This window comes from Cohnella phaseoli, assembly GCF_003386235.1.
Lineage (GTDB): Bacteria > Bacillota > Bacilli > Paenibacillales > Paenibacillaceae > Cohnella > Cohnella phaseoli.
Map to the genome: position 1 here is coordinate 1 of NZ_QRDZ01000005.1, position 22,550 is coordinate 22,550.

Consider the following 22,550-nt stretch of genomic DNA (forward strand, 5'->3'; position numbering starts at 1 on the left):
AGACGGATAGAGTCAAGCTTGTCGAGGAGAATCAGCGCGTCATACTACGTTAGGCAAAGATAAATGAATATCCAATTTTGTGGAAAATCGCGTCTTCTGTTCCTGCTCTGATTTTTTGGCTTACTGGGAAGAAAATCAAATGGGAAAATATGAAACCAAATCACAATATTGGATTAGGCCTCACCCTTCGACTATTATGTCAGGTTTGATGCATGACTAGTGTAAGAAAGTGCCTCCGCACTATCCCAGCCGTGGAGTGGAGGCCAAGAAAGTGCCTCCACGCCCTCCCGACCATGTAGCGAAGGCCAAGAAAGTGCCTCCGCACCATCCCGGCCGTGTAGCGAAGGCCAAGAAAGTGCCTTCGCGCCCTCCCGACCATGTAGCGAAGGCCAAGAAAGTGCCTCCGCACCATCCCAGCCGTGGAGTGGAGGCCAAGAAAGTGCCTTCGCGCGCCTCAAACTCCTCCGCAGCAACGTCGATTCCAACACTCCGAAAGCTCCGTAATACCTCTTCGATCGTCCAGTAAGCTGTCTCGCTGGTTGAGAAATCATTTCCTCTTTTATCTCTGGCCTCTTTTTCGCCAAAATCCAAATTTCTTCCGGTTCGAACGGTCGTCTCCCAACTCCCAAAAAAAGAAACCGCGATCAAAAAAAACACGGTATACTCCCCCGATTCGCCAGTGGTAGTGTTAGAGCAGAAACAGGCGCGGCTCACCGCCGCCGGGGAAAAGAGGCGCGATAACCAAACGCAGGGGCATGAAGGTATTCCAAGTAATGCTTACCTCTTTTGTTTTACTTGCGAGCGCTATCATTCCGGTGTCGGCCGATACGACCTCCGATTATAGCGAATCTGTTACCTATACCAACGCGAGCATCGCGAAAATGACGTTAGTGTCCAACGTTTCATCCACTTACGTGTACGTGCATTACATGGTCAATAACGGACAGGATATGCACTACCTGATGCGAGAGTGTCGGCGAAGAGCTTGAGGAGGAATTGCAGATGTCGTCCGGCATGTCCGGGTACGTCATTCTGAACTTGAACATCGGCAACGGCGCATCCCATGATCCGGCTACGGAATACATCGTTTATACGGAGCGAGGGGTTGCTTAGCTTTAGTGTTAGCGTGCCGGGCGCGGCCCAAAGCTTAAGGGCATTGCCATGACGTCCGGAGCTGGCGCTTCAGAAAGCTGGCCATACCAGCTTCATCGATAGGGGTTTACGGGAACGTTCATCGGCTATAAAAAAAGGAGGCTTGCGGCAACGGGCCGCAAGCCTCAAGTTTTATATTTCAAAGGGGGGTCATGTATTTATCTTAACCGCAGAACATGAAGGGGAGATGAAAGAAATATTACGTTATCATTACAAAGTGTAAGAAGTGTAAACGGGCGGCGATTTCCAAATCTTATGGATTTGTCATATGACAGAAGTGATGACAACGCTCACTATTTCTCGATAGGAGAATTCATTAAAATGGCTAAGGTACCTAATGAATTATAGACCTAAAGGAGACATTTTAATGAGGGAGAAAAACAAGGCGAGAAAAAGCTTACTGCTGTTTCTGTCATTTGCTTTAATGACAGGCTGGGTAACGGGACTTCACCCGATTAAGTCTTCGGCCGCAAGCGGCCCTTCTTTGACGCCGATGAATCAGCCGGTGGAGACGTTGATTGGCGGGACGGAGGCGATTTTCCGGGACTACGATGGAATCAAGGTCGATTTTGCCGACGATCAAGATTCCGATGGGATCGATCTGCCGTTCTCGTTTACCTACTTTGGAACGACCTATAATAAAATTTATGTTTCGCCGAACGGTAGCATCAAATTCGATTCGCCAAACTATACGAATATCGCTCCTTTTGACGACGATTTATATGTGACGACCAAGAGCAAGGTTTTATATACGACGATTGGAGAAGTGCATAATCGAAAATTCGTGATCCAATATACGAATATGATGACATACGGCCAGAGATTCAGTTCAACACCTCTTGGCACCTTCCAAGTTATACTCAATGAATCGGATCATTCGATTCAATTTCAATATCCGAATCTTATAGGATTAACTCACGCCGAGGAAGCATTTGGTTCCGATGCATGGATCGGAATAAAAGGTCCATCTGCCAGTGTTGAATATGCCGACTACGAGAAGAGCCTGGCGGAAAAGCAAGCGATTCGTTTTACGCCTAACGGATCGGATGATTATACGATGGCGACTAACCTGGAAGGAACAGCTTTTGCCGCATATGATGCGAACGTCGTCTATGAACCGATTATTTTGATTACGGATTTGTTTCCGGGAACTGCGGCGCCGGTAAGCCCGACAGACGGTTCTTATGCGATATCGAAGGAAACCTTCCAATGGAGCGCAGGGGACGGGGCAACCTCCTATAGTCTGCTGATTGCCACGGATCCGGAATTTATTAACGGTTCGGTCGTTCAACACGGGATTCAGCAGCCTTCCTATGAAGTCACTGGGCTGCGGGAAGGCCAACAATATTATTGGAAAATTATCTGCGAGAACGATACCGGCTATACGCTCTCCAATACTTATACTTTTGCTACGGTTATAGACGACAGCCATGAGCCATTGAATCAACCGCAAGAAGTGTTGGAACAGGGGACAGAGCTTGCGCTGAATCAGTCAGGTGACTTCGATGCGATTCCGATCGGGTTCGGACCGGATTCCAAATTTAATTTCTACGGTGAAGAGATTGTAGAGGTTTATGCGAGCGAATACGGAGACGAATTGTATCTGGGGGATAACGGCTACATGGTCTCCAACTTTCCCGAGCTTGGTTCATTCGGCAAGGTCGTCTATAAGACAGTTGGAACGGCGCCTTATCGCAAGCTCGTGATTCAATTTACGAATATGTCTATTAATAACACCATAGTTGGAACCTACCAAGTGATTTTGTACGAAACGACGAATGTCGTCCAATTTCAGTATCCTCAGCTGATTGCATTGGACAACGGTGCTTATGCTTTCGGCGCCGGTACGTGGATCGGCATAGAAGGCAATACCGGATTTGTCACCTACTCGTCTGGGGAGAAGAGCCTGAAAGAGAAACAAGCGATCCGGTTTATTCCGGACGGATCAGGCAATTATGAACTCATCCGGAATGCGCAGTATGAACCGATCTTGTTGATTCCGGATGGATTCCCGAATAAGCCGACGCTAGTAAGTCCTGCAGATGGGGCGGTCGCAACAAGCGATGTAGCTTTGCAATGGGATGCCGTTAGCAATGCGGCTGGTTACATGGTTTTGCTTTCTACGGATCTCGAGTTTTCAAGCGATTCGTTAATTGAACTGGATGATGAAATGATCACGGATACTACTTATCCTCTAAGCGGATTGGAGGAAGGCAGAGTATATTATTGGAAAGTCATAGCTTTCACCGAATCCGACAAATTTACGATGTCGAATACGTCCAAGTTTAAGGTTTATGGAGCTCAACCGGCAATTACGGTTCATACTGACGAAGTTAAATCGATCGCCTCGATGACGGCGACCGCGGGCGGCAGCGTGACTCTTAGTGGCAACGCAACAATCGCGGAACGGGGAATCGTATATGCCTCGACTGCCATTCCGACGATCAAAGATCGTAAAGTGAAAGCCGGGACGTCCGGAACGGGAGAGTATTCAATCGATCTTGCTGGGCTTCAAGCCAATACGGCTTACTATGTACGGGCCTATGCGATCAGCGAAGGTAAAGTCGTCTACGGACCGGAGGTCACATTTATAACGCTTGGTTCCGACGCAAGCATAAGCGGATTAACGTTAAGCGGCATGACGTTAGACCAAACCGTTAGCGGAAGCGTGTATTCGTACACGGCGAACGTCCCGTATTCTTTGTCCAGCACGACAGTGACGGCAACCGTCGTCGATTCGGTTTATGGAAGCTACTCGGTGAGCGCGTACAACGGCGCAAACTTAATTGTTGGGCCGCTGCAATTGACAAGCGGGGAAACCAGCGCTCCGATTGCGCTTCAAGTAGGCAGCACGCGGATTGAACTGATTGCGTACGATAAGAACGGAAACGGCAAAACGTACAACGTGACGGTCACAAGAGCAAACGCGCCAGCGACTCCGAGCGGGGGCGGAGGAGGCGGAAGCAGCACCATTACCTCTAAGAACGGAAAAATCGTGATTCCGGCAGGTAGAGCAGGCGAAGTGAGCCTGGATGGGGATATTGAAATCGTAATTCCGGCGAACGCTTCCGACAAACAACTGGAGTTGACGATCAAGAAGCTGAGCAGCGCGCAAGGGCTGCTCGGGAACAAAGAGATACTCGCCAGCGCGGTGTATGAAGTGCTCAAGAACTTTCCGGCAAACTTCAGCAGACCGGTTATGCTGACGTTGAAGTTCGATGCGGCGAAGGTGAAGAGCGGACAAACTGTCGCAATCTTCTACTTCGACGAAACGAAGAAGGTTTGGGTGAAGGTCGAAGGCGGCAAGATCAAGGGCGACCGAATCAACGCGGAAGTCAATCATTTTACGAAATTTGCGGTACTTGTCGTGGACGAGAAGACGGGACTTCCGGTAGCGGAGCCGTCGACGCCCGAAACGACCGAGGAGACTGAGCCAGTCAAGCTAAGCGACATCTCCGGCCATTGGGCCGAAGCGAGCATCAAGGATGCCGTGAAGCAAGGGATCGTAAAAGGCTACTCGGACGGGACGTTCAAACCGAACGCAACCGTCACTCGAGCGGAATTCGCGGTTATGCTCATGAATGCGCTCAAGCCTGCGGGCAAGGGGGCTGAGCTTGGCTTCGCGGACAATGCGAAGATCGGCGGATGGGCGCGAGAAGCGATTGCGCAAGCAGTGCAAGCGAATATCATTAAGGGCTTCTCGGACGGCACGTTCCGTCCGAACTCAAATCTGACTCGCGCTGAGATGGCTTCGATCGTGGCCAATGCGTTGAAGTTGAGCGGCAGTGTTGAGGCAACTAACGGCTTCAGCGATGCGGCGAAACTTCCGAACTGGGCGAAGGGAGCGATCGGGGCTCTTACCGAAGCGGGTATTATGCAAGGCAAGAACGGCAACAAATTCGACTCAAGCGCTACGGCAACGAGAGCGGAAGCAGTCACCGTTCTGTTGAAGATGCTGGTTCAAACGGGGAAGTAACGTATATCCAGATACAATAGAGAACAGGCCGCTCAATGGGCGGCCTGTTTACTTGTACGTAATGAGCGAAATGGGTCGATTCAAGAATGAAAAATTCGCATAATTAAGCCAACCGCATCTTAAAATCCTCATAGCCGAACTGGCGCACGATGCGACAGTCGCCGTCTTTGTCCTGCACGGCAAGGGTCGGCAGCGGCATACCGTTAAACGTATTGGTCTTGACCATGGAGTAGATCGCCATATCCCCGAATACGAGCCGGTCGCCGACCTGTAAAGGCTGATCGAACGAATAGTCGCCGATAACGTCTCCGGTTAAGCAGGTCTGTCCCGCCAAGCGATACGTAAAAGGTTTCTCTCCGGACTCGCCGGAACCCAGAAGAGGAGGGCGATACGGCATTTCCAGCACATCCGGCATATGGCACGTTGCAGAGGTATCAAGAATGGCGATGTCGATGCCGTTCTTATGGAAGTCCAGCACGGATGCGACCATGTAGCCTGCGTTAAGCGCAACCGCTTCGCCCGGCTCCAGATAGACCTCCAAACCGTACTTCTCCTGCATACGCTTGATGCAAGCATCCAGCGTATCGAGATCGTAATCGTCTCTTGTAATATGGTGCCCGCCGCCGAAATTAATCCATTCCATCTGCGGCAGCCATTCGCCGAACTTCTCTTCGACCGCCCGCAGCGTCGTCTCCAAGTCGTCGGAGTTTTGCTGGCAGAGCGTGTGGAAGTGCAGGCCGGAGACGCCGTCGAGCAGCTCCGGGCGGAAATCCTCACGCCTGGCCCCGAACCTGGAGCCGGGTGAGCAGGGATCGTAAATCTCATGGCCCACCTGCGTCGAGCATTCCGGGTTGACGCGCAATCCGACTTTGCGGCCGGCTTGCAGCGCCTTGGCTTTAAACTTCTCCAGCTGCGAGAAAGAATTAAAAATAATGTGATCGCAGATGGAGAGGATCTCATCGATCTCGTCTTCCCGGTAAGCGGGGGCAAAGACGTGCGTTTCTTTGCCCATCTCTTCGTAGCCCAGCCGGGCCTCGTACAAGCCGCTTGCGGTCGTACCGAGCAAATATTCGCCGATGAGCGGATATAGCGTCGTCATGGAAAACGCTTTTTGGGCTAAAATAATCTTGGCGCCCGTCCGCTGCATCACGCCGGCCAAAATTTTCAGGTTCTTCTCGATCAGAGCTTCGTCAACGACAAAACAAGGCGTAGGCAGCTGTTCAAACCGCATTTTAGCGAACCAGCGCCGGTTGTTTAGCTGCTTGAGACGACTCTTGTCCGTCGTCGACCAGTACCGGGTTAAAGTCTTCTACCCACGGAAGTCCCCATTTGTTCAGTTCTTCCATGAACGGATCCGGATCGAACTCCTCGACGTTGTATACGCCTGGCTTGTTCCACTTGCCGGTCAGCACCATTGCCGCTCCGATCATGGCAGGAACGCCCGTCGTGTAGGAGATCGCCTGGGAGCCGACTTCCTTGTAGCACTCTTGGTGGTCGCAAACGTTGTACACATAGTACGTTTTAGCTACGCCGTCTTTTTTACCCTGGAAAATACAGCCGATGTTCGTCTTGCCGACCGTGCGCGGTCCAAGGGAAGCCGGGTCCGGCAATACAGCCTTCAAGAATTGCAGCGGAATGATTTGCTTGCCTTCGAATTCGATCGGCTCGATCGAAGTCATGCCGACGTTCTCCAGCGCTCTGAGGTGAGTCAGATAGCTTTGGCCGAAAGTCATGAAGAAGCGGATGCGCTTCAGTCCCGGCATGTTGACGGCAAGGGATTCGAGCTCTTCATGGTATAGCAAGTACATGTCCTTCTCGCCAACCTCGGCGAAGTTGTAGACGCGCTTGATTTCCATCGGATTCGTCTCGATCCATTCGCCGTTCTCCCAGTATCTGCCGTTGGCGGATACTTCGCGGATGTTGATCTCCGGGTTGAAGTTCGTGGCGAACGGATAGCCGTGATCGCCGCCGTTGCAATCCAGAATGTCGATATATTCGATTTCGTCGAAGTAGTGCTTAAGCGCATAAGCGGAAAATACGCCGGTTACGCCCGGGTCGAAGCCGCTGCCCAGAAGCGCCGTAATGCCGGCTTTCTCGAAGCGCTCGCGGTACTCCCACTGCCATTTGTACTCGAACTTCGCGGTGTCTTCGGGCTCGTAGTTGGCCGTATCCATGTAATGGGTTTTGGTGGCCAGGCAAGCGTCCATAATCGTCAAGTCTTGATACGGCAGCGCCAGGTTCATGACGATATCCGGTTTGACCTCTTCGATCAACGCGATCAGCTCGTCCACATTGTTAGCATCTACTTGCGCCGTCGTAATTTTCGTTTTGCCGCCGTCCAGCTTCGCTTTCAGATCGTCGCACTTGGATTTCGTGCGGCTCGCGATACAAATTTCTTCAAAAACCTCGCTGTTTTGCACACATTTGTGGATGGCTACCGAAGCCACTCCGCCGCAACCGATAACTAACGCTTTTCCCATGTCTCAATCCCCTTACATAGAGTTTTGTTTGAAGCTCCGGATGATCGTTTCTACGCACAAAAAAACAAGTGGCCCAAACGCATCATCGCGTATCACACTTGTTTAGATATAAATACGAATATTAAACGTCCCCAGCAATCGGGACATAGCTTTTGTTAGGAAGCTCTTTAATATTCAAAATATATCGTTAACGAATCAGAGTCTAAATAGCAAATAATCACTATGCCACTCTTATTGACCGTTTCACAAGTTGTGTGCGAATGCACTGGTTGTAAAGTAACCAACTCATAAAATTTGAGCTTTTAACTCAATCAATAAGGCAACTTAAGTTGCCAGTCGGCATTTGACCCGGCTGTCCGTTGGCCTCAACTTCTTGTCGGAAGTGGTCAAAAATTATCTGCTTGGAAAGGCTCCGCATATTTTGAATATCAGCTTTCCAATCACGCAATACCATACAATAATAACAACAGACTCCGAATATATCAACTATGAAAATATTAAAATCGCCTAACAATTTTCGACAGCGTTCTTGTCATATGACAAAGTGATGACAGAACTCACTACCAAGCGCCGCTGAAAGTCGCTAATGTGAGAAGAGACAGGGTTATACCGAAGCGGCGCGCGACGCGTGACTGCGTTTCATCTCGAACATCGCCTGATCGGCCAGGTTGATCAGCGCCTGCCCGTCTTTGCCGTCTTCGGGAAAACGGGCGGCCCCGACGCTCAAGCCTGCCGGAAGCGCGCCGTATTTAGAAATATACTCGGCGAAACGCGTTTGGAGTTCCTTTATAAGCTCTTCAAGGCTCGGCTTGTCCGCCGTCCGGCGGACGAACAGGACGAATTCGTCGCCGCCCATTCGCGCGGCGAAGCCCGCGCCCCCGACAGTTTCCTGTAAGATATGCGCGGCTGCTCGCAGCGCCTCATCGCCGGCAAGATGGCCGAAAGTGTCGTTTATTAGTTTAAGCTGGTCCAGATCGACCAGCAGCAGAGCCAGGGACTCTTCGCACGCCGCCGCTTCCTGCAGCGCTTCGTCCAGCTTTTCATGAAAATACCGGCGGTTCGGCAGCCGCGTCAACGGATCGTGATAGGCGAGAAAACGGATTTCCTCCTCGGATTCCTTCTGCGCCGTGATGTCGCGAAAGACGAGCAGCGCATGCAATTCGTTATCCGCAAGGACGTAATCGACGCTGGCGAGCAGGACGATCCGTTTGTCGCGATGCCGGATTTCCGTCTCGTAGCGTTCGATCGTTCGCCCGGCCTGAATTTGCTGGGTGAGCGCCTTGTCCAGCAAGCCGTAGAACGCGGCGAAATCGAGCTGAAGGGAATCGAACAGCTGCAGGGCTCCCGGATTGGCGTGTTTGATGCCGCGATCGCGGCTTATCAATAGAATGACGTCCGGATGCATGTTGAACAGCTTCTCGAAGCGTTTGTCGTACAGGTTGAGAAAGTCGTGCTTGCGCATCGTCTGACGCAAGAAATAGCACCAGACGATGCCGCTGTACAAATACGGATAAGGCGGCAAGCGATCGCCGTAATTGATATAGCCGAACAGGACGTGCCAGACGATCGCGATGACGATGCCTGCGAACAACTGATTGTAGATTTTTTGCTGCTCGGAGTGGCTCGATTTCGATTTCGCGACGGCAAGCACAAGCAAATACAGAACGTTGTTGGCGATGCTCACGGTCATGGCGATATAGTAACCGGAATTATAAACCGGCAGGTTCCACATTCCCGACGCTGTGAATTGCTGAGCGGAGATCCATTGCCCTTCGGTTGCAATGTTCGCAATGACGAACGGTACAGGCAAATAGAAGATGTACGGATACAGCCAGCGAGGCATTCGCGTCTCCAAACGGGTCAGCTTAACCAGAAAATGCAGTCCGATACCGGGAATAAGGATGCCGGCGCTGCTGAGCCACATCGACGACAGCAGAGGGCTATGCTCGACCGGCACCTGGTTGCGGACGTATTCTTCCGCGAACATCAACAAATAGCAGACGGAAATCAGACTAAGCAGCACATGCTCAGTCCTTCTCTGGTTGCGAAGCCATACGTCGGCGGCCATATAGACGAAGAAGACGATTGGAATACCGTGTGTCCCCAGCAAAATAAGGGCTTCCTTCAAACTCATTGGATCACCGTAATCTTTCTTTGCGCAGCTGCGTATTTGTTTTTATTTTACCCCATTGCTGTCGGATTGTGTTCGATTATAGCGTATAATCGGGTTCAACAAGTATTTTCGGGAATCTATGGAGAGCAAGCGGGTGAAAAGATGTTCGAGTTGGCCGGATACAGGGTGCTAGAAACGATAGAAAACGGCGGAGAGATAGTGCTCTGTCGCGTGGAGCGATTGTCGGACGGCCGACGTTTGCTGGCTAAGGCTCTGACCGGCTCCGCAGCGGATGCGGATGCTGCCGCGACCCTGTACCAAGAGTATGAGCGACTGCTCGGCTTGCAGGGGAGAGGGGGCGTCGAGCCGGAAGGCGTCGAGCTTCAAGGAACGCGATCCGCCCTGCTGCTGCCGGACAACGGAGAAACGACGCTGGCTCAGGCGATGCGAGCGCACCGCGACTCGATGAAGCTAGAGCAGCTGCTGGAGCGCGCCGTATCGATGGCGGACAGTCTTAGTCAACTGCATCGGGCCGGGTTGATGCTGCATGTGCTCACCCCTTCTTCGATCCTGCTTGGCGATTCGGAGGCCAGACTGCTTGACGTCCGGTATGCATCGTCGATCGACAGTGCCGCAGGGAGCTTCTGGGAGGGACGACGATCGGACTGGGGGCTGCCTTATCTGGCCCCTGAGCAGACGGGGAGAACGGGACGCACCCCCGACGTTCGCTCTGATTTGTATTCGCTTGGCGTTATTTTGTACGAATGGTTTGCGGGGACGTATCCGTATCCTGCGGACGATACGATTGATCTTGTCTACCGTCATCTGGCCGCGAACCCGGAGCCGGCATGGCGTCGAAACGCTTCGGTACCGAGAACGGTATCCGACATCGTTCAGAAGTGCATGGAGAAAATGCCCGAAGCTCGGTATGCCGACGCAGCCGGGATCCGCGCGGATTTGGAGGAGTGTCTGCTGCAGCTTCGCGTCACGGGTAAGGTGCAGCCGTTCCCGCTGGGCGAGCTCGATCGTCCGCAGCGACGGGCGTCGGAAGAGCGTTTGTCCGAAGCGGACAAGACAGCGCGGCATGAAGCGAAGGAACATGCCGTAGATTCTTGGGGCGTTTCTTACTCCTTTGTGCCGCGGCGAATCGGATTGAGACTGCTGGAGCGAAAAGTAAGAAGGAAGTTAAAGCGGCTTGGCGCAGAGGCGATAAGGAAGCTTCCAGCCGCCGCGGACCCTCAGCTTCGGGCTGACTTGGCTGCTCTCGCTAAGGCGATCGAAGTGGATTCGAATGCGGAATCGCAGAGCCGCGACTTCTCGACCCTGACGTTGGCGGAATTGACGCTGGAGCATGGGTGGACGCCGGAGTCTGTCGTTGGCTTAACGAACTACATGTCGCGCTATGAAGATCATCCGCATCAAGAGACATTCGCGGAGGAATGGAGCAAGCAAATGCAGCTCTTGGCCGACGAGGAGCCGGGACTGTTTGCGCAAGCCGCCGCATCGCTGGCGGCGTCTGAAGGAGGCTGGCGACGCTTCGGACTTCGGGAACGGATTGCGTTGACCGGCAAAGCTGTGCGCGCGGCGTTGCTTGCGCGAAGGACGGAACTCGCCAACCGCTGTCTGCTCATTCATTGCCGGCTGCTTCTGCAAGCGGGGCATCCGTTGCGGGACATCTACACGCGTTTACTTCTTCATGCCGGCTATTTTCGCCAAGAAGGCTCGGAGAGACATTGGCGGCAGGCCGCCGAGATGGCTGGATTCATCTCGGAGCTGACCGGTTATCGCGCTTCGGAGGATCCTTATGTCGGCGCGAATGTAAAGCCGAATGCCGACGAGGGCTTCCGCGCAGCCGGAACGGATCGGGTTGGCGAACGGCTTGCCGCTTCGTATTCCTTAGTAACGGATTGCTTGCTGGGAAAATCCTCGTACCAGCTTGCCGCACCGGAGCAGTCGCTCCAATCGTCGCGTGCGCAAGGTTATCTTCTTCCTTTCGATATCGATTTCTATTCCATATTGCTGTGGAAGGAAACATGCGGCCAAGGAAACGGGCGAGAGCGGGCGGAAACGGCGCGCAGGATGCATGCAAGCTTACGGAGGCTGGCTAAGCGGGCCGAATTGCGGCCGGAAACGGAGCAGCACAAATATTTGCTGGCCAGGGCGGAACTCGCCAGCCTTAAGCCGGACAGCCAGCGGCGGGCGGAGCTCTGGTACGAGCAAGCGATCGAGCTGGCGCGCCAAGCGGGGTACGGTCATGAGGCGGGAATTGGCGCGGAATGCTATGCCCGATACGGGCTTCGAACCGGCAGAAGCGCTTTGGCGAAGGTGTATTTGAACGAAGCCCGAGACCGGTTCCGAAGCTGGGGAGCGACGGCAAAGACGAACGACATGGAAGCGAAGTACGGAGAATGGCTAAGCGGAAAGATGGCGGCAGGATTGGGACAAATCGATCCTCTGTCGGTCATTCTGTCGGCGCGATCGTTGTCGAGCGAGATGGAGATGGAGCGGCTGCTGCAGGTGCTCGTGCACATTATGCTGCAGAACGCGGGAGCGGAATACGGCGCGCTGCTCATTAATCGGGAAGGTCGCTGGATCGTCGAGGCTCATGGCACGATCGATGCCCTGCGCATCGAACCGATTCCGCTGGAGGAAGCCGGGCAGTTGATTCCGGCTGCACTTGTCGCCTACTCGGCCAGCTCTATGGAAGAGATTGTCGTACAGGATGCGGCGGACAGCGAGTTGTTCGAGAGAAGCGGCCAAGCGGGGAGAACGGGAATCCGCTCCGCGCTATGCTTGCCCGTTCTGTATCAGAACAGGCTGATCGGGCTGCTCTATCTGGAAAACAATTTATCGACCGGCGTTTTTACCGAGAAGCGCCTTGAGGTGCTGCGGCTGTTGGCCTCGCAAGGCGCGGTCGCCCTGACGAACGCGAGCTTGTATTCCGGAATTCAGCATTTGAAAAATCATCTGGAGGAGCAGGTCGAGGAGCGAACGCGCAAGCTGGAGCTGTCGATGCTTGCCGTCGCGGAAGCGCAGGCGGAAATGAAGGTATACGCCGAAAGGAACCGGATCGCTCAAGAAATCCACGATATCGTAGGCCATACGCTGACCTCCACCGTCCTGCAGATCGAGGCGGGCAAACGTTTGATGAACCGCGATCTGGATCGTTCGCTAGAGCGTTTTAACGAAGCGCAGGGGCTTGTCAGGCACAGCCTGAACGAAATTCGCAATTCCGTTCACATGCTGAAGGAAGACAAGTACTACGATTTGGAGGAAGCATTGCTGCGGTTGATCCGGGAAACGGAACGCAACGCCGGAGTGACGATCCGCGCTTCGATCGATCCCGTGCCAAGCGCGACCGCGCTTCACAAAAAAACGATTTACCACGCGCTGCAGGAAGGCTTGACGAACGGTATCCGTCACGGCAAATGCGGCCAATTCCGCTTCCTGCTTCAAGATCGAGGCTCTTGGCTGGAATTTGAGCTGGAGGATGACGGAATGGGCGTGGAGCAATTGGAGAGAGGCTTCGGACTGAAGACAATGGACGAGCGCGTGCGCCAGCTGAAGGGCTCGCTTGCGATCGAATCCGCGCCGGGACAAGGCTGCGTGCTGCGAATTCAAATGCCTTATTGAACGGGGGAGAGAACATGAGCAAAATCAGCATCGTTATTGCCGACGATCAGATGTTGACGAGAGAAGGCCTGCAAACCATTCTCGATCTGGAGGAAAACATGGAGGTCGTCGGCGTCGCCATCAACGGAGAGGAAGCCTGCGAGCTGGCGGAACGGCTGCAGCCGACGCTTGTGCTGCTCGATATCCAAATGCCGGTGATGGACGGGCTGACCGCGCTGAAGAAAATTAAGGCGAGCTGTCCTCATACGCGCATTCTCATTTTGACGACGTTCGTCGAAGCGGACTACATCGTAGAAGGGATTGCGGGAGGCGCCAGCGGTTATATGCTCAAAGATATGGACGCGGACAAAATGATCGCCTCCATCCGGGATACGGTGGACGGCCAATTCGTGCTTCCCGCCTCCGTCGCGAACAAGCTGGCCGCCCGGATGAATCAGTTGGCCGACGATTTCGGGCGGCAGAAGAGGGCCGGGGAGAAGCCGATCAAGTTGACCGAGAGAGAGGAAGAGATCGGCCGGTTGATGTTGAAGGGCTTGAACAATCGCGAGATTGCGGAGGCTCTGAGCATTGCCGAAGGAACGGTTCGCAATTATATTAGCGGGCTGTACGGCAAGCTGGAAGTGATGGATCGGGCTCATGCCGTCGCTAGGCTGCAAGGGCTGTTTCCTTCCCTTCGGGGATCGATCATCGTCCAGCGGGAGACAGATTAGGCGAAAGGAACAAACTATGAGGAATCGGACATTCGACGTATCCGGGGAGCTTGAGCTGGAGGGTTATCAGACATTGGAGAAGCTTGGCCGTCACGAGGACATTTGCCTGTACCGGCTTCAAAGGTATGAGGACGGTCTGCTGACGATTGCGAAGACGACCCGCGATGCTTATCCGGATGAGAAGCAGACAGCGGCTTTTCGACATGAATACGGACTGCTTCTGAGGTTGGAGGGCAGAGGGGCGCTGGAAGTCTACGGCATGGAGTTCGTTGGGGAACGCCCGGTTTTGCTGCTTCAAGACATCGGGGGAGATACGCTTGATCAAGTCATCCGCTGCTGCGGAGAAACTGCCGATTTGCGCCGGCTTCTCGGAGTCGCAGTATCGGCTGCCAAAAGTCTGATGCTGATCCATCGAGAGAAGGTTGCGTTAAACGAAATTTCTCCTTTTCATCTGATCGCGAATCCCGACACCGACGAAGTGAAATTCCTCGATGTGCGGATGTGGTCGGACTCGTCGGCGCGCAGCCCGCTGTCGCCGTTAACGGATCGTCCGGACGCGCTCCTGCCTTACCTCTCTCCGGAGGGGACCGGCAGAACCGGGGCAGCCTCCGACTATCGGGCCGACTTCTATTCGCTTGGCGTGACGCTCTACGAGTGGCTGTCGGGCAGCTTGCCCTTCAATCATCGGGACGCCGTGGACATCGTCTACCAACATCTCGCCGTAGCGCCGCCGGCTCTCTATCGCGTCAATCCGGATATTCCGAGGATGGTGTCCGATATTATCGGCAAGTGCATGGACAAAATTCCGCATTCGAGATATGAGAGCGCTTATGGACTCAAAGCGGATTTAGAGAAATGCTTGACGTCGCTTCAGAGCTCGGGAGTGGTGGAACCCTTTTTGCTGAGTGCCCAAGATGTCCCGCAGAGGCCTAAAGTTCCAACGCAAATATACGGGAGAGAAGAAGAGAAGAACCGGCTTCTGGCAGCGCTGCGCCGCTGCGCATGCGGCTCGGCGGAGTGGGTCGGCATTAGCGGGGGAGGTGGGATCGGCAAAACCTCCTTCGTCTTGGAGACGCTACACGGATCTGCGGCTATTGAAGCGGCATTTGCGACGGGAAAGTTCGATCCGAACCGAGCGTCGGCTCCATACGATGTCTGGATGCAGGCGATCGACGATCTGATCGTTCGCCTGCTGACGGAGAGCAAGCTGGAGGTCGAGGTCTGGAGGCTGCGAATTTTACAGGCGTTGGACGGTTACGGACAACTATTGATTGAACGGGTGCCCAAATTGGAGCTGCTGATCGGCTTGCAGCCTTCGGTGGCTGCGCTTCCGCCGCTTGAATCGCAGCGCCGGTTCTACTTGATTTTGAACCGCTTCTTTCAATTGTTCGCCCTTCCCGAACGGCCTTTGATTTTGTTTCTGGACGATCTGCAATGGGCCGATGAAGCTTCGCTTCAGTATCTGGAATACTTGCTGGAAGATCGCGAGACGAGACATACGCTCGTCGTAGCAGCGTATCGGGACGACGAGCTGGAGACGCTTCAAGCAATTGGGCGGATGGAGGGACGGTTCGAGGGACTCGAACCGATGTTCACGCATATTCGGCTGCACGAGCTTACCGCTGCTGACGTGGATCGGCTGCTCGGCGATGCGATGTTCGAACGCGAGGGAGATCGGGGAGAGCTCGTCTCCTTGCTGTTGCAGAAGACGGATGGGAATCCGCTGTTTCTTAAGCAATTTCTGCAGGATTTATTTGATGGCGGCCGCATAGTGTTTGACGAAATGGAAGAAAGCTGGACCTGGAGTGTACAGAGCATCGCCGAGACAAGCGTGGCCGACAACGCGGCAACCTATATTTCAGAGAAGCTGAACCATTTGCCGGAGTCGACCGCGCAGGCGCTGTGCTGCGCCGCTTTTCTCGGGAGTCCGTTCACGCTTGGAAGGCTGCTTCCGCTCACCCGACTGACGAAGAACGGACTGCTTGGCGTGCTGGATAACGCCGTTCGCGAAGGGCTGCTGCAATCGGTAAACCGGGAGCTTGGACAGTATGCGTTCGAGCACGACCGGGTCCGTCAGGCCGCATACGATATGGCAACCGAAGAGCTGCGGAACGAACTGCACCTGAGAATCGGCAAGGAATTGGCGGAGCGCACTCGTTCCGGCGAAGAAGCGGATGTGTTCGAGGCGGTCTACCATCTTAACCGGGCCGAGAATCGTTTGGCGAGTCTGCGGGAGAAGCGCGAGCTGGCCGAGCTGAATATGGCGGCGGCGATGAAGGCCAAAGCTTCCACGGCTTACGAAACTGCGCTTGGCTACATTCGCCGGGCAGTTGGCCTGCATGAAGATGTGGATTGGAATAAGGAGTACGAGCATGCTTTTCTCCTGTATCGGGAATGGGCGGAGCTGGAGTTTCTATGTCTTCATTATCAAGACGCGGAACAACTGTTCCAATTGTTAATCGCAAAGGCAAAGACTCACTTGGACAAGGCTCGCATCTACAATCTGATGATGCAGCTGGCTGCCAGTCAGGATAGTTATACAGAGGTGATCTCGTACGGACGCTCTGCGTTGGCGCTGCTTGGCGTCCGCCTGCCGGAGGCGCCGAGCACGCTGCGGCTTGTTCGTCAGTCGATACGGTTGAGCCGAAAGCTTCGCAAGCATCGGATCGAGACGTTGACGGAGCTTCCCGAGATGAAGGACGAAGCCGGACACATCGCGATATCGGTTTTGACGAACATAACCAATGGGCTGTTTTTCACGGATAAGAAATGCTGGCTGGCGGCCACGTTCGAGATCATCGAGCTGACGCTTGAGCGCGGGCAGACCCCGGAAGCTTCTATCGGTTTTATCGGCTACTCCATGTACCATTACTCTTTTAACCGGCTGGAAGAATGTTTCCGCTGGGGGATGCTGGCTTATGAATGGTCCAAACCGTATCCGCTGCTCCATGTCAAGACGATTACGGCGTTCTCGCTTTGCTACGATAGCTGGCGAAAATACAAGCCGGAGATGCTGGACAGATTCAGCGAGCATGCCGGAAGGGTCGGCCTGGAATCCGGCGATCTGTGGCAGGGCAACCAAAGCGTTATCATCAGCTGCAGCACTCAGTTCCACTTCGGCGCGCCGCTTCGGAAGATCTACGAGCGCATGATCGCTCATTCCGGAGAGTTTCGACGTCATCGCAACGAGCTGCTGTGGAAGCAGGGGACGCTGCTTGTATTCATGCTGACTGAGCTATCCGGTCAACGTGACGCGAATGATCCGTTTGCGCCCGAAGAGATACGCTCGGAGTCGTTTTTTCGTTCGGTACGCGGCGACGAGCTGAGGCTCATCGAACGGCTCGTGTATATTTCTAGTTTTATTCTGGGTTATATTTTCGGCCGTTACCGCGAAGCGAACGAAGCTTTGAGAAGAATATCCGCGCTTCCCGGAGCTCGAAAAGACAATTCCGAAAACTATCTGTTATGCGTTTATGAAGTTCTCGTGTGGGCGCGGCTCTATGAGGAGATGCCCGCTGAGGAGAAAAGCGCGATCTGGCCGAAACTGCGCAAGCGTCGCAACGTTCTCGAAAAAATAGCCAGGCGGTGTCCGGAAGGGTATCAGCATAAGTTTCTGTTCGTCAAAGCCGAGATCGCCAAGCTGCAAGGGAAGGATCGCAAGGCTGAGGAATTGTTCGCGCAATCGATCGATTGCGCCAGAAAGCACGGACATATTCACGACCTGGCGATGGCCGCGGAAAGCTGCGGGAAGCACGGGCTCCGCCAAGGAAAATTGCAAATGGCAAAAGTTTATTTGATGGAAGCGTACGAAGCCTATTTGCAGTGGGGAGCGACGGCGAAGGCGGCAGCCATGGAGCGGGAATACGGTTATCTCCTCAACGCCAAGCTGGAAAACGGGCTGGAGCGCATCGATTATTTGTCCGTAGCCCGTTCCGCGCAGGCATTGTCCGGAGAGATGGATATGAGTCGGCTGCTCGACGCTTTGATGCGGATTATGCTGCACAATTCGGGGGCGGAATACGGAGCGCTGCTATTCGAGAGCGAGGGAAGATGGGACGTCGAGATTCGCGGAACCTCCGAGGAACTAAGGATCGAGTCTCTCCCGTTGGAGGAAGCGATCGATTGGGTTCCGGCCTCGATCGTCGGGTACGCGGCGAGGACCCATGAAGTCGTTGTTCTCGGCAATGCTGCGGAGGCGGGGGTGTTCACGCGCGATCCTTATGTCCGGGACAAAGGGCTAAAGTCGGTGCTCTGTCTTCCACTGCTCTATCAGAACAAACGGATCGGACTCCTCTACATGGAAAATAAACTGACGCCTAATGTGTTTACTCCGGATAGGCTGGACGTGTTGAAGCTGTTCGGGTCCCAATGCGCGATTTCGATCGCCAACGCGAAGCTGTTCGCGGATGTCCAAGAGTTGAGCAGCAATCTGGAGCATCAGGTCGAGGAAAGAACGAGGAGCTTGGAGCGCTCGATGCTGGAGACTTCCGCCGCGCTGGCCGAGGTATCGGTCTATGAGGAGCGGAACCGAATCGCCCAGGAAATTCACGATATTGTCGGGCATACCCTCACTTCGACGATCATTCAGATCGAAGCGGGCAGACGGTTGATGTCCAAGGATGCGGAGGAGGCGGCGCATCGGCTGCTGGAAGCGCAGGAGCTTGTACGGCACAGCCTGAACGAAATTCGCGGCTCCGTCCATATGCTGAGGGAAGATAAGTATGCAGACCTCGACTCGTTGTTACGCCAATTGATTCTGGATACGCAGCGAAATACGGGCGTGGCAATCGAGGCGGATATCTCCGAAATGCCCGACCTTCCGACCAGCCATCGCAAAATGATTTATTACGCCTTGCAGGAAGGACTGACGAACGGTATTCGGCATGGCGAAAGTGCGGAGTTTCATTTTCAACTGTCGGATGTGCCGGGTTTTGTACGATTTCGATTGCAGGATTACGGCAAAGGCTCTTCATCGATCCGAATGGGGTTCGGGCTCAAAGCGATGAAGGATCGCGCAGAGCAATTGGGCGGCAGCCTGACGATCGAAGCTCGTGCTGCTGCGGGTTGTCTGTTAAGCATCGATTTGCCGTTCCCGAGACGGCGGAAGGAGGAGATGGCATGACGAAGATTACGCTGGTAATCGCCGACGATCAGGTGCTGACGCGGGAAGGTCTGCGAACGATACTGAATTTGGAAGAGGATATGGAAGTCGTGGGCCTGGCCAAAAACGGCGAGGAAGCTTGTCGACAGGCGGAAGAGCATCGACCGACGCTCGTGCTGCTTGACATTCAAATGCCGGTGATGGACGGGATATCCGCATTGAAGCGAATTCAACAGAGCTGCCCGGACACGCGAATATTGATTCTGACTACCTTCATCGATACGGATTATATCGTTGAAGGTTTGGCGAACGGGGCGAACGGGTATTTGTTGAAGGATATGGTCGGAGACAAAATGATTTCCTCCATCCGCGATACGGTGAACGGACAGTTCGTGCTCCCGGCTGTTGTAGCGGCCAAGCTTGCCGCTCGCATGAGTCAGATTACGGCGGACTACGAGCAATGGCAGCGGTCGCCGGCAAGCTCGGTTAAGCTGACGGAGCGGGAAGAGGACTTGGCCAGGCTGATCATTCGGGGATTGAATAATCGCGAGATTGCCGAGACCCTGCATATTGCCGAAGGCACGGTCAGGAACTATATTAGCGTTATGTACAGCAAGCTGGGGGTTGTCGACCGGCCCCAGGCGATCTTGAGATTGCAGAAGCTGTTGTAAGCGGGAGCCGCGGGAGCCGTAGCGAGGCTGTCGCGGCATCGGAAGTGCCGCTGCCCTGCTTCTGTGCTATAAGTTGGCACACAACCGCATCGCATAGAGGGACATCGAAGCGAATGGGAGGAACAAAAATGCGTATCGTTGTATTGGACGGGTACTTGCTTAACCCGGGGGATTTGAGCTGGACGGAGCTGGAACGGCTGGGCGAGTTGGTCGTCTATGACCGTACGCCTGTCGAGCTGATCGTGGAAAGGGCTGAGGGCGCTCAGATCGTGCTGACGAACAAGACGCCGCTGCGGGCGGAAACGATCGGGAAGCTGCCGGAGCTGCGATACATCGGCTTGATCGCGACCGGCTACGATAACGTGGATGTTCAGGCTGCGCGGGAGCGAGGAATTACAGTAACTAATGTTCCGGCATACAGCTCGGCGTCGGTTGCTCAGCTTGTATTGGCACTGCTGCTGGAGCTATGCCATCGGGTGGGCTTGCATAGCGACGCAGTACGGGACGGCGAATGGGCTAAGTCGCCGGATTTCAGCTTCCGGAAGACGCCGCTGATCGAGCTGGAAGGACGCACGATGGGCATCGTCGGCCTCGGAGATATCGGTCGGCGAGTGGCCAAGCTGGCTCTGGCGTTCGGCATGAAGGTTGTGACGGTATCGCGAACGAAGCGGCAGCTGACGGGAGAACTTGCTGAAGTCACATATGTCGAGCTGGATGAACTGTTCGCGGAGTCGGACGTTATTAGCCTGCATTGTCCGCTGACCGAGGAGACGAAGGGGATGATCCGTCGGGAAAGCCTAGCTGCGATGAAGCGCACGGCCTTCCTGATCAATACGGGCAGAGGCGGGTTGGTCGTGGAAGAGGAGCTGGCGGATGCGCTGCGTCGGGGCGTAATCGCCGGGGCGGGCCTGGACGTCCTGTCGAAGGAGCCGCCCCCTGCCGATCACCCCCTCGTCGGAGCGCCAAACTGCCTCATCACACCGCACATCGCCTGGTCGACTCAAGAAGCGCGCCTGTCGCTGATGCAAGGAATCGCGCGCAACGTTGAACGATATTTGGCCGGCGAGCCGGAAAACATCGTGAACTGAGCAGGACAGAACTCTGTCAGGATGATGTGAGCGGTTGTCGGTGAATAAGTACCTGAGGAGGTCCTATGGGCGGGATCCGGGAGAGTCGGGCGTTGAATAAGTACCTGAGGGGGGCTTATAGGCGGGATCCGAAGCAGTCGGTGATGAATAAGTACCTGGGAAGGTCTTATGGGCGGGATCCGAGGCAGTCGGCAGTGAATAAGTACCTGAGGGGGGCTTATGGGCGGGATCCGAAGCAGTCGGTGATGAATAAGTACCTGGGGAGGTCTTATGGGCGGGATCCGGGAGAGTTGTCGGTGAATAGGTACCTGAGAGGGTCTTTTGGGCGGAATCCGGGAGAGTCGTCACAAGGCAAAAAAATAAGCACGCGAGGCCACAGTGAAATGCGCCCTGCGTGCTTATTTTACCAACTTACTCGCGTTCCTGCTCGCGCATGCGGGTCATCTGCTGCCAGACGGAGCCGGCGGCTTCTTCGCCGCGCTCGATGCGGGCGACGGCCATCTCTGCTTGCAATCGCACCTCGAACTCCGTCTCGCTCCCCGTCGTGCGCCGCAGCGCCTCAAGGGCCGTCTCGTCGCCGGCTTCGTACAGGAACCTTGCCGCACGCCAGCGGACGAGCTTGTTGGAGTCTTCCAGAGATTCGATCATCGGCGCGATAGCAATCGGGTCGCCGATGTCGGACAGCGTATCGCCGGCCGTGCGGCGGACTGCGCCGGACGAATCCTTGAGCGCCTCGAACAGCAGCGGGAAAGACTCGGGCGTACGCAGATCGCCGAGATAAACAACCGCCAGCCGTCGTACGGACATTTGGCTGTCGCGCAATGCCCGGGCAACCACCGGCAGATCCTCCGGCTCCGGTTTAAGCCGCTCCAGCGCTGCGTAACGCTCCCGCCAATCCTGCGATTCGAGCGCCTTCATCACTTCGTTGCCGCTTAGCGGAGCTGGCGGTTGAGGAGGCGGAGCTTCAGGCCCCGCGGCTTTAGCCTGCTCGATCAAGTCGCGCAGCCTCGCATCGGAATACGCGGCATCGAGCTCCCGGCTGATCTCGTCCAGCACCTCCTGCGGTTCGCCGTAACGTACGCCGAGATCCTCCAGCATTCGTTCGCGGATCATCGTCGCTCCGGCCGCTTCCGTTACTGCGGCCGTAAATCGTTCCGACATTGCCGCCCGGAACTCCTGGCCTCCGCTGCGCACGCGAATTTGGATCGGGATGCCCCGATACATCTGTACGCGAACGTGAGCTTCGCCGAAGCCGGCGGCATCGGAAGCGCCAGCCAATACGCCGTCGGACGCCATGCCGAAAGCGTTCTTCACGCCGTCCAGAATCGCAGCCCAGTCTGCTCCGGCCCCTTTGCGATCAATCGCAAGAAAATCCGCCGTTTGGAAGATGCCCTTCACTCCGGAAATCGCTAGCAGCTGGGCGATCAGAGGCGGCGGAGTCGTTTTCGAATCCTTGTTATAATTCAGTTGAACGCCGGGATCGAGCCGAACATCCACATTAAGCTTCATTGTATTCGGACTCGGGGTCGGCTCGATGGATAACAGTTTCATGGCACTCGCCCTCGCTTTCCTTTCGTATCTCCACAATACCTCAAATGCTCCCAAAATGCCAAGAACGGGGAAAGG

11 protein-coding genes are annotated in these 22,550 nt (G+C 54.8%); 7 read left to right on the plus strand and 4 right to left on the minus strand.

Annotated elements, in window-relative coordinates; genetic code table 11:
- Positions 1-773: 773 nt before the first annotated feature.
- Positions 774-989 carry a hypothetical protein gene (locus DFP98_RS07780; RefSeq protein ID WP_220377067.1) on the plus strand — a complete coding sequence of 72 codons (216 nt, stop codon included), beginning with the start codon at positions 774-776 and terminating at the stop codon, positions 987-989.
- Positions 990-1,519: 530 nt separating this feature from the next.
- Positions 1,520-5,128, plus strand: coding sequence for an S-layer homology domain-containing protein (locus tag DFP98_RS07785; RefSeq protein ID WP_181917553.1), 3,609 nt, complete (start codon positions 1,520-1,522; stop codon positions 5,126-5,128).
- Positions 5,129-5,231: 103 nt separating this feature from the next.
- Here the strand turns inward: DFP98_RS07785 and nspC are convergent, their stop codons facing one another.
- From nspC to DFP98_RS38965, 3 genes are all read right to left on the minus strand, one after another.
- A complete protein-coding gene (nspC, locus tag DFP98_RS07790; RefSeq protein ID WP_116060020.1) occupies positions 5,232-6,359 on the minus strand; it encodes a carboxynorspermidine decarboxylase in 1,128 nt (375 codons plus the stop codon).
- A gap of 1 nt (position 6,360) precedes the next feature.
- Complete coding sequence (locus DFP98_RS07795; protein ID WP_116060021.1) at positions 6,361-7,608, minus strand: saccharopine dehydrogenase family protein; 1,248 nt, start codon at positions 7,606-7,608, stop codon at positions 6,361-6,363.
- 604 nt (positions 7,609-8,212) lie between these two features.
- A complete protein-coding gene (locus DFP98_RS38965) occupies positions 8,213-9,718 on the minus strand; it encodes a sensor domain-containing diguanylate cyclase (RefSeq protein ID WP_220377068.1) in 1,506 nt (501 codons plus the stop codon).
- Between the two features lie 165 nt (positions 9,719-9,883).
- Between DFP98_RS38965 and DFP98_RS07805 the strand changes: the two genes are divergently transcribed.
- The 5 genes from DFP98_RS07805 (at position 9,884) to DFP98_RS07825 (ending at position 20,924) form a co-directional block, all read left to right on the plus strand.
- Positions 9,884-13,354 (plus strand): histidine kinase, encoded by a 3,471-nt coding sequence (locus DFP98_RS07805; RefSeq protein WP_220377069.1) that lies wholly within the window; start codon positions 9,884-9,886, stop codon positions 13,352-13,354.
- A 14-nt stretch (positions 13,355-13,368) separates the two neighbouring features.
- Positions 13,369-14,064, plus strand: coding sequence for a response regulator (locus tag DFP98_RS07810; RefSeq protein WP_116060023.1), 696 nt, complete (start codon positions 13,369-13,371; stop codon positions 14,062-14,064).
- A gap of 16 nt (positions 14,065-14,080) precedes the next feature.
- Positions 14,081-19,186, plus strand: a complete 5,106-nt coding sequence (locus DFP98_RS07815) for an AAA family ATPase (protein ID WP_116060024.1) — start codon at positions 14,081-14,083, stop codon at positions 19,184-19,186.
- Positions 19,183-19,836, plus strand: a complete 654-nt coding sequence (locus tag DFP98_RS07820) for a response regulator (protein ID WP_116060025.1) — start codon at positions 19,183-19,185, stop codon at positions 19,834-19,836. The genes DFP98_RS07815 and DFP98_RS07820 overlap by 4 nt, the downstream gene beginning before the upstream one ends.
- A 128-nt stretch (positions 19,837-19,964) precedes the next feature.
- The gene (locus tag DFP98_RS07825; protein ID WP_116060026.1) at positions 19,965-20,924 is read left to right on the plus strand and encodes a D-2-hydroxyacid dehydrogenase; all 960 of its coding nucleotides are present in this window, start codon (positions 19,965-19,967) and stop codon (positions 20,922-20,924) included.
- 411 nt (positions 20,925-21,335) lie between these two features.
- On the opposite strand, the gene DFP98_RS07830 is transcribed toward DFP98_RS07825, so the two are convergent.
- Complete coding sequence (locus DFP98_RS07830) at positions 21,336-22,475, minus strand: virulence factor (protein ID WP_116060027.1); 1,140 nt, start codon at positions 22,473-22,475, stop codon at positions 21,336-21,338.
- Between the last annotated feature and the right edge of the window lie 75 nt (positions 22,476-22,550).

Coding starts and splice junctions, on each gene's coding strand:
- DFP98_RS07785 (WP_181917553.1), top strand. CDS start 1,520: ATGAGGGAGAAAAACAAGGCGAGAAAAAGCTTACTGCTGTTTCTGTCA.
- DFP98_RS07830 (WP_116060027.1), bottom strand. CDS start 22,475: ATGAAACTGTTATCCATCGAGCCGACCCCGAGTCCGAATACAATGAAG.
- nspC (WP_116060020.1), bottom strand. CDS start 6,359: ATGCGGTTTGAACAGCTGCCTACGCCTTGTTTTGTCGTTGACGAAGCT.
- DFP98_RS07825 (WP_116060026.1), top strand. CDS start 19,965: ATGCGTATCGTTGTATTGGACGGGTACTTGCTTAACCCGGGGGATTTG.
- DFP98_RS07795 (WP_116060021.1), bottom strand. CDS start 7,608: ATGGGAAAAGCGTTAGTTATCGGTTGCGGCGGAGTGGCTTCGGTAGCC.
- DFP98_RS07820 (WP_116060025.1), top strand. CDS start 19,183: ATGACGAAGATTACGCTGGTAATCGCCGACGATCAGGTGCTGACGCGG.
- DFP98_RS07815 (WP_116060024.1), top strand. CDS start 14,081: ATGAGGAATCGGACATTCGACGTATCCGGGGAGCTTGAGCTGGAGGGT.
- DFP98_RS07805 (WP_220377069.1), top strand. CDS start 9,884: ATGTTCGAGTTGGCCGGATACAGGGTGCTAGAAACGATAGAAAACGGC.
- DFP98_RS07810 (WP_116060023.1), top strand. CDS start 13,369: ATGAGCAAAATCAGCATCGTTATTGCCGACGATCAGATGTTGACGAGA.
- DFP98_RS07780 (WP_220377067.1), top strand. CDS start 774: ATGCTTACCTCTTTTGTTTTACTTGCGAGCGCTATCATTCCGGTGTCG.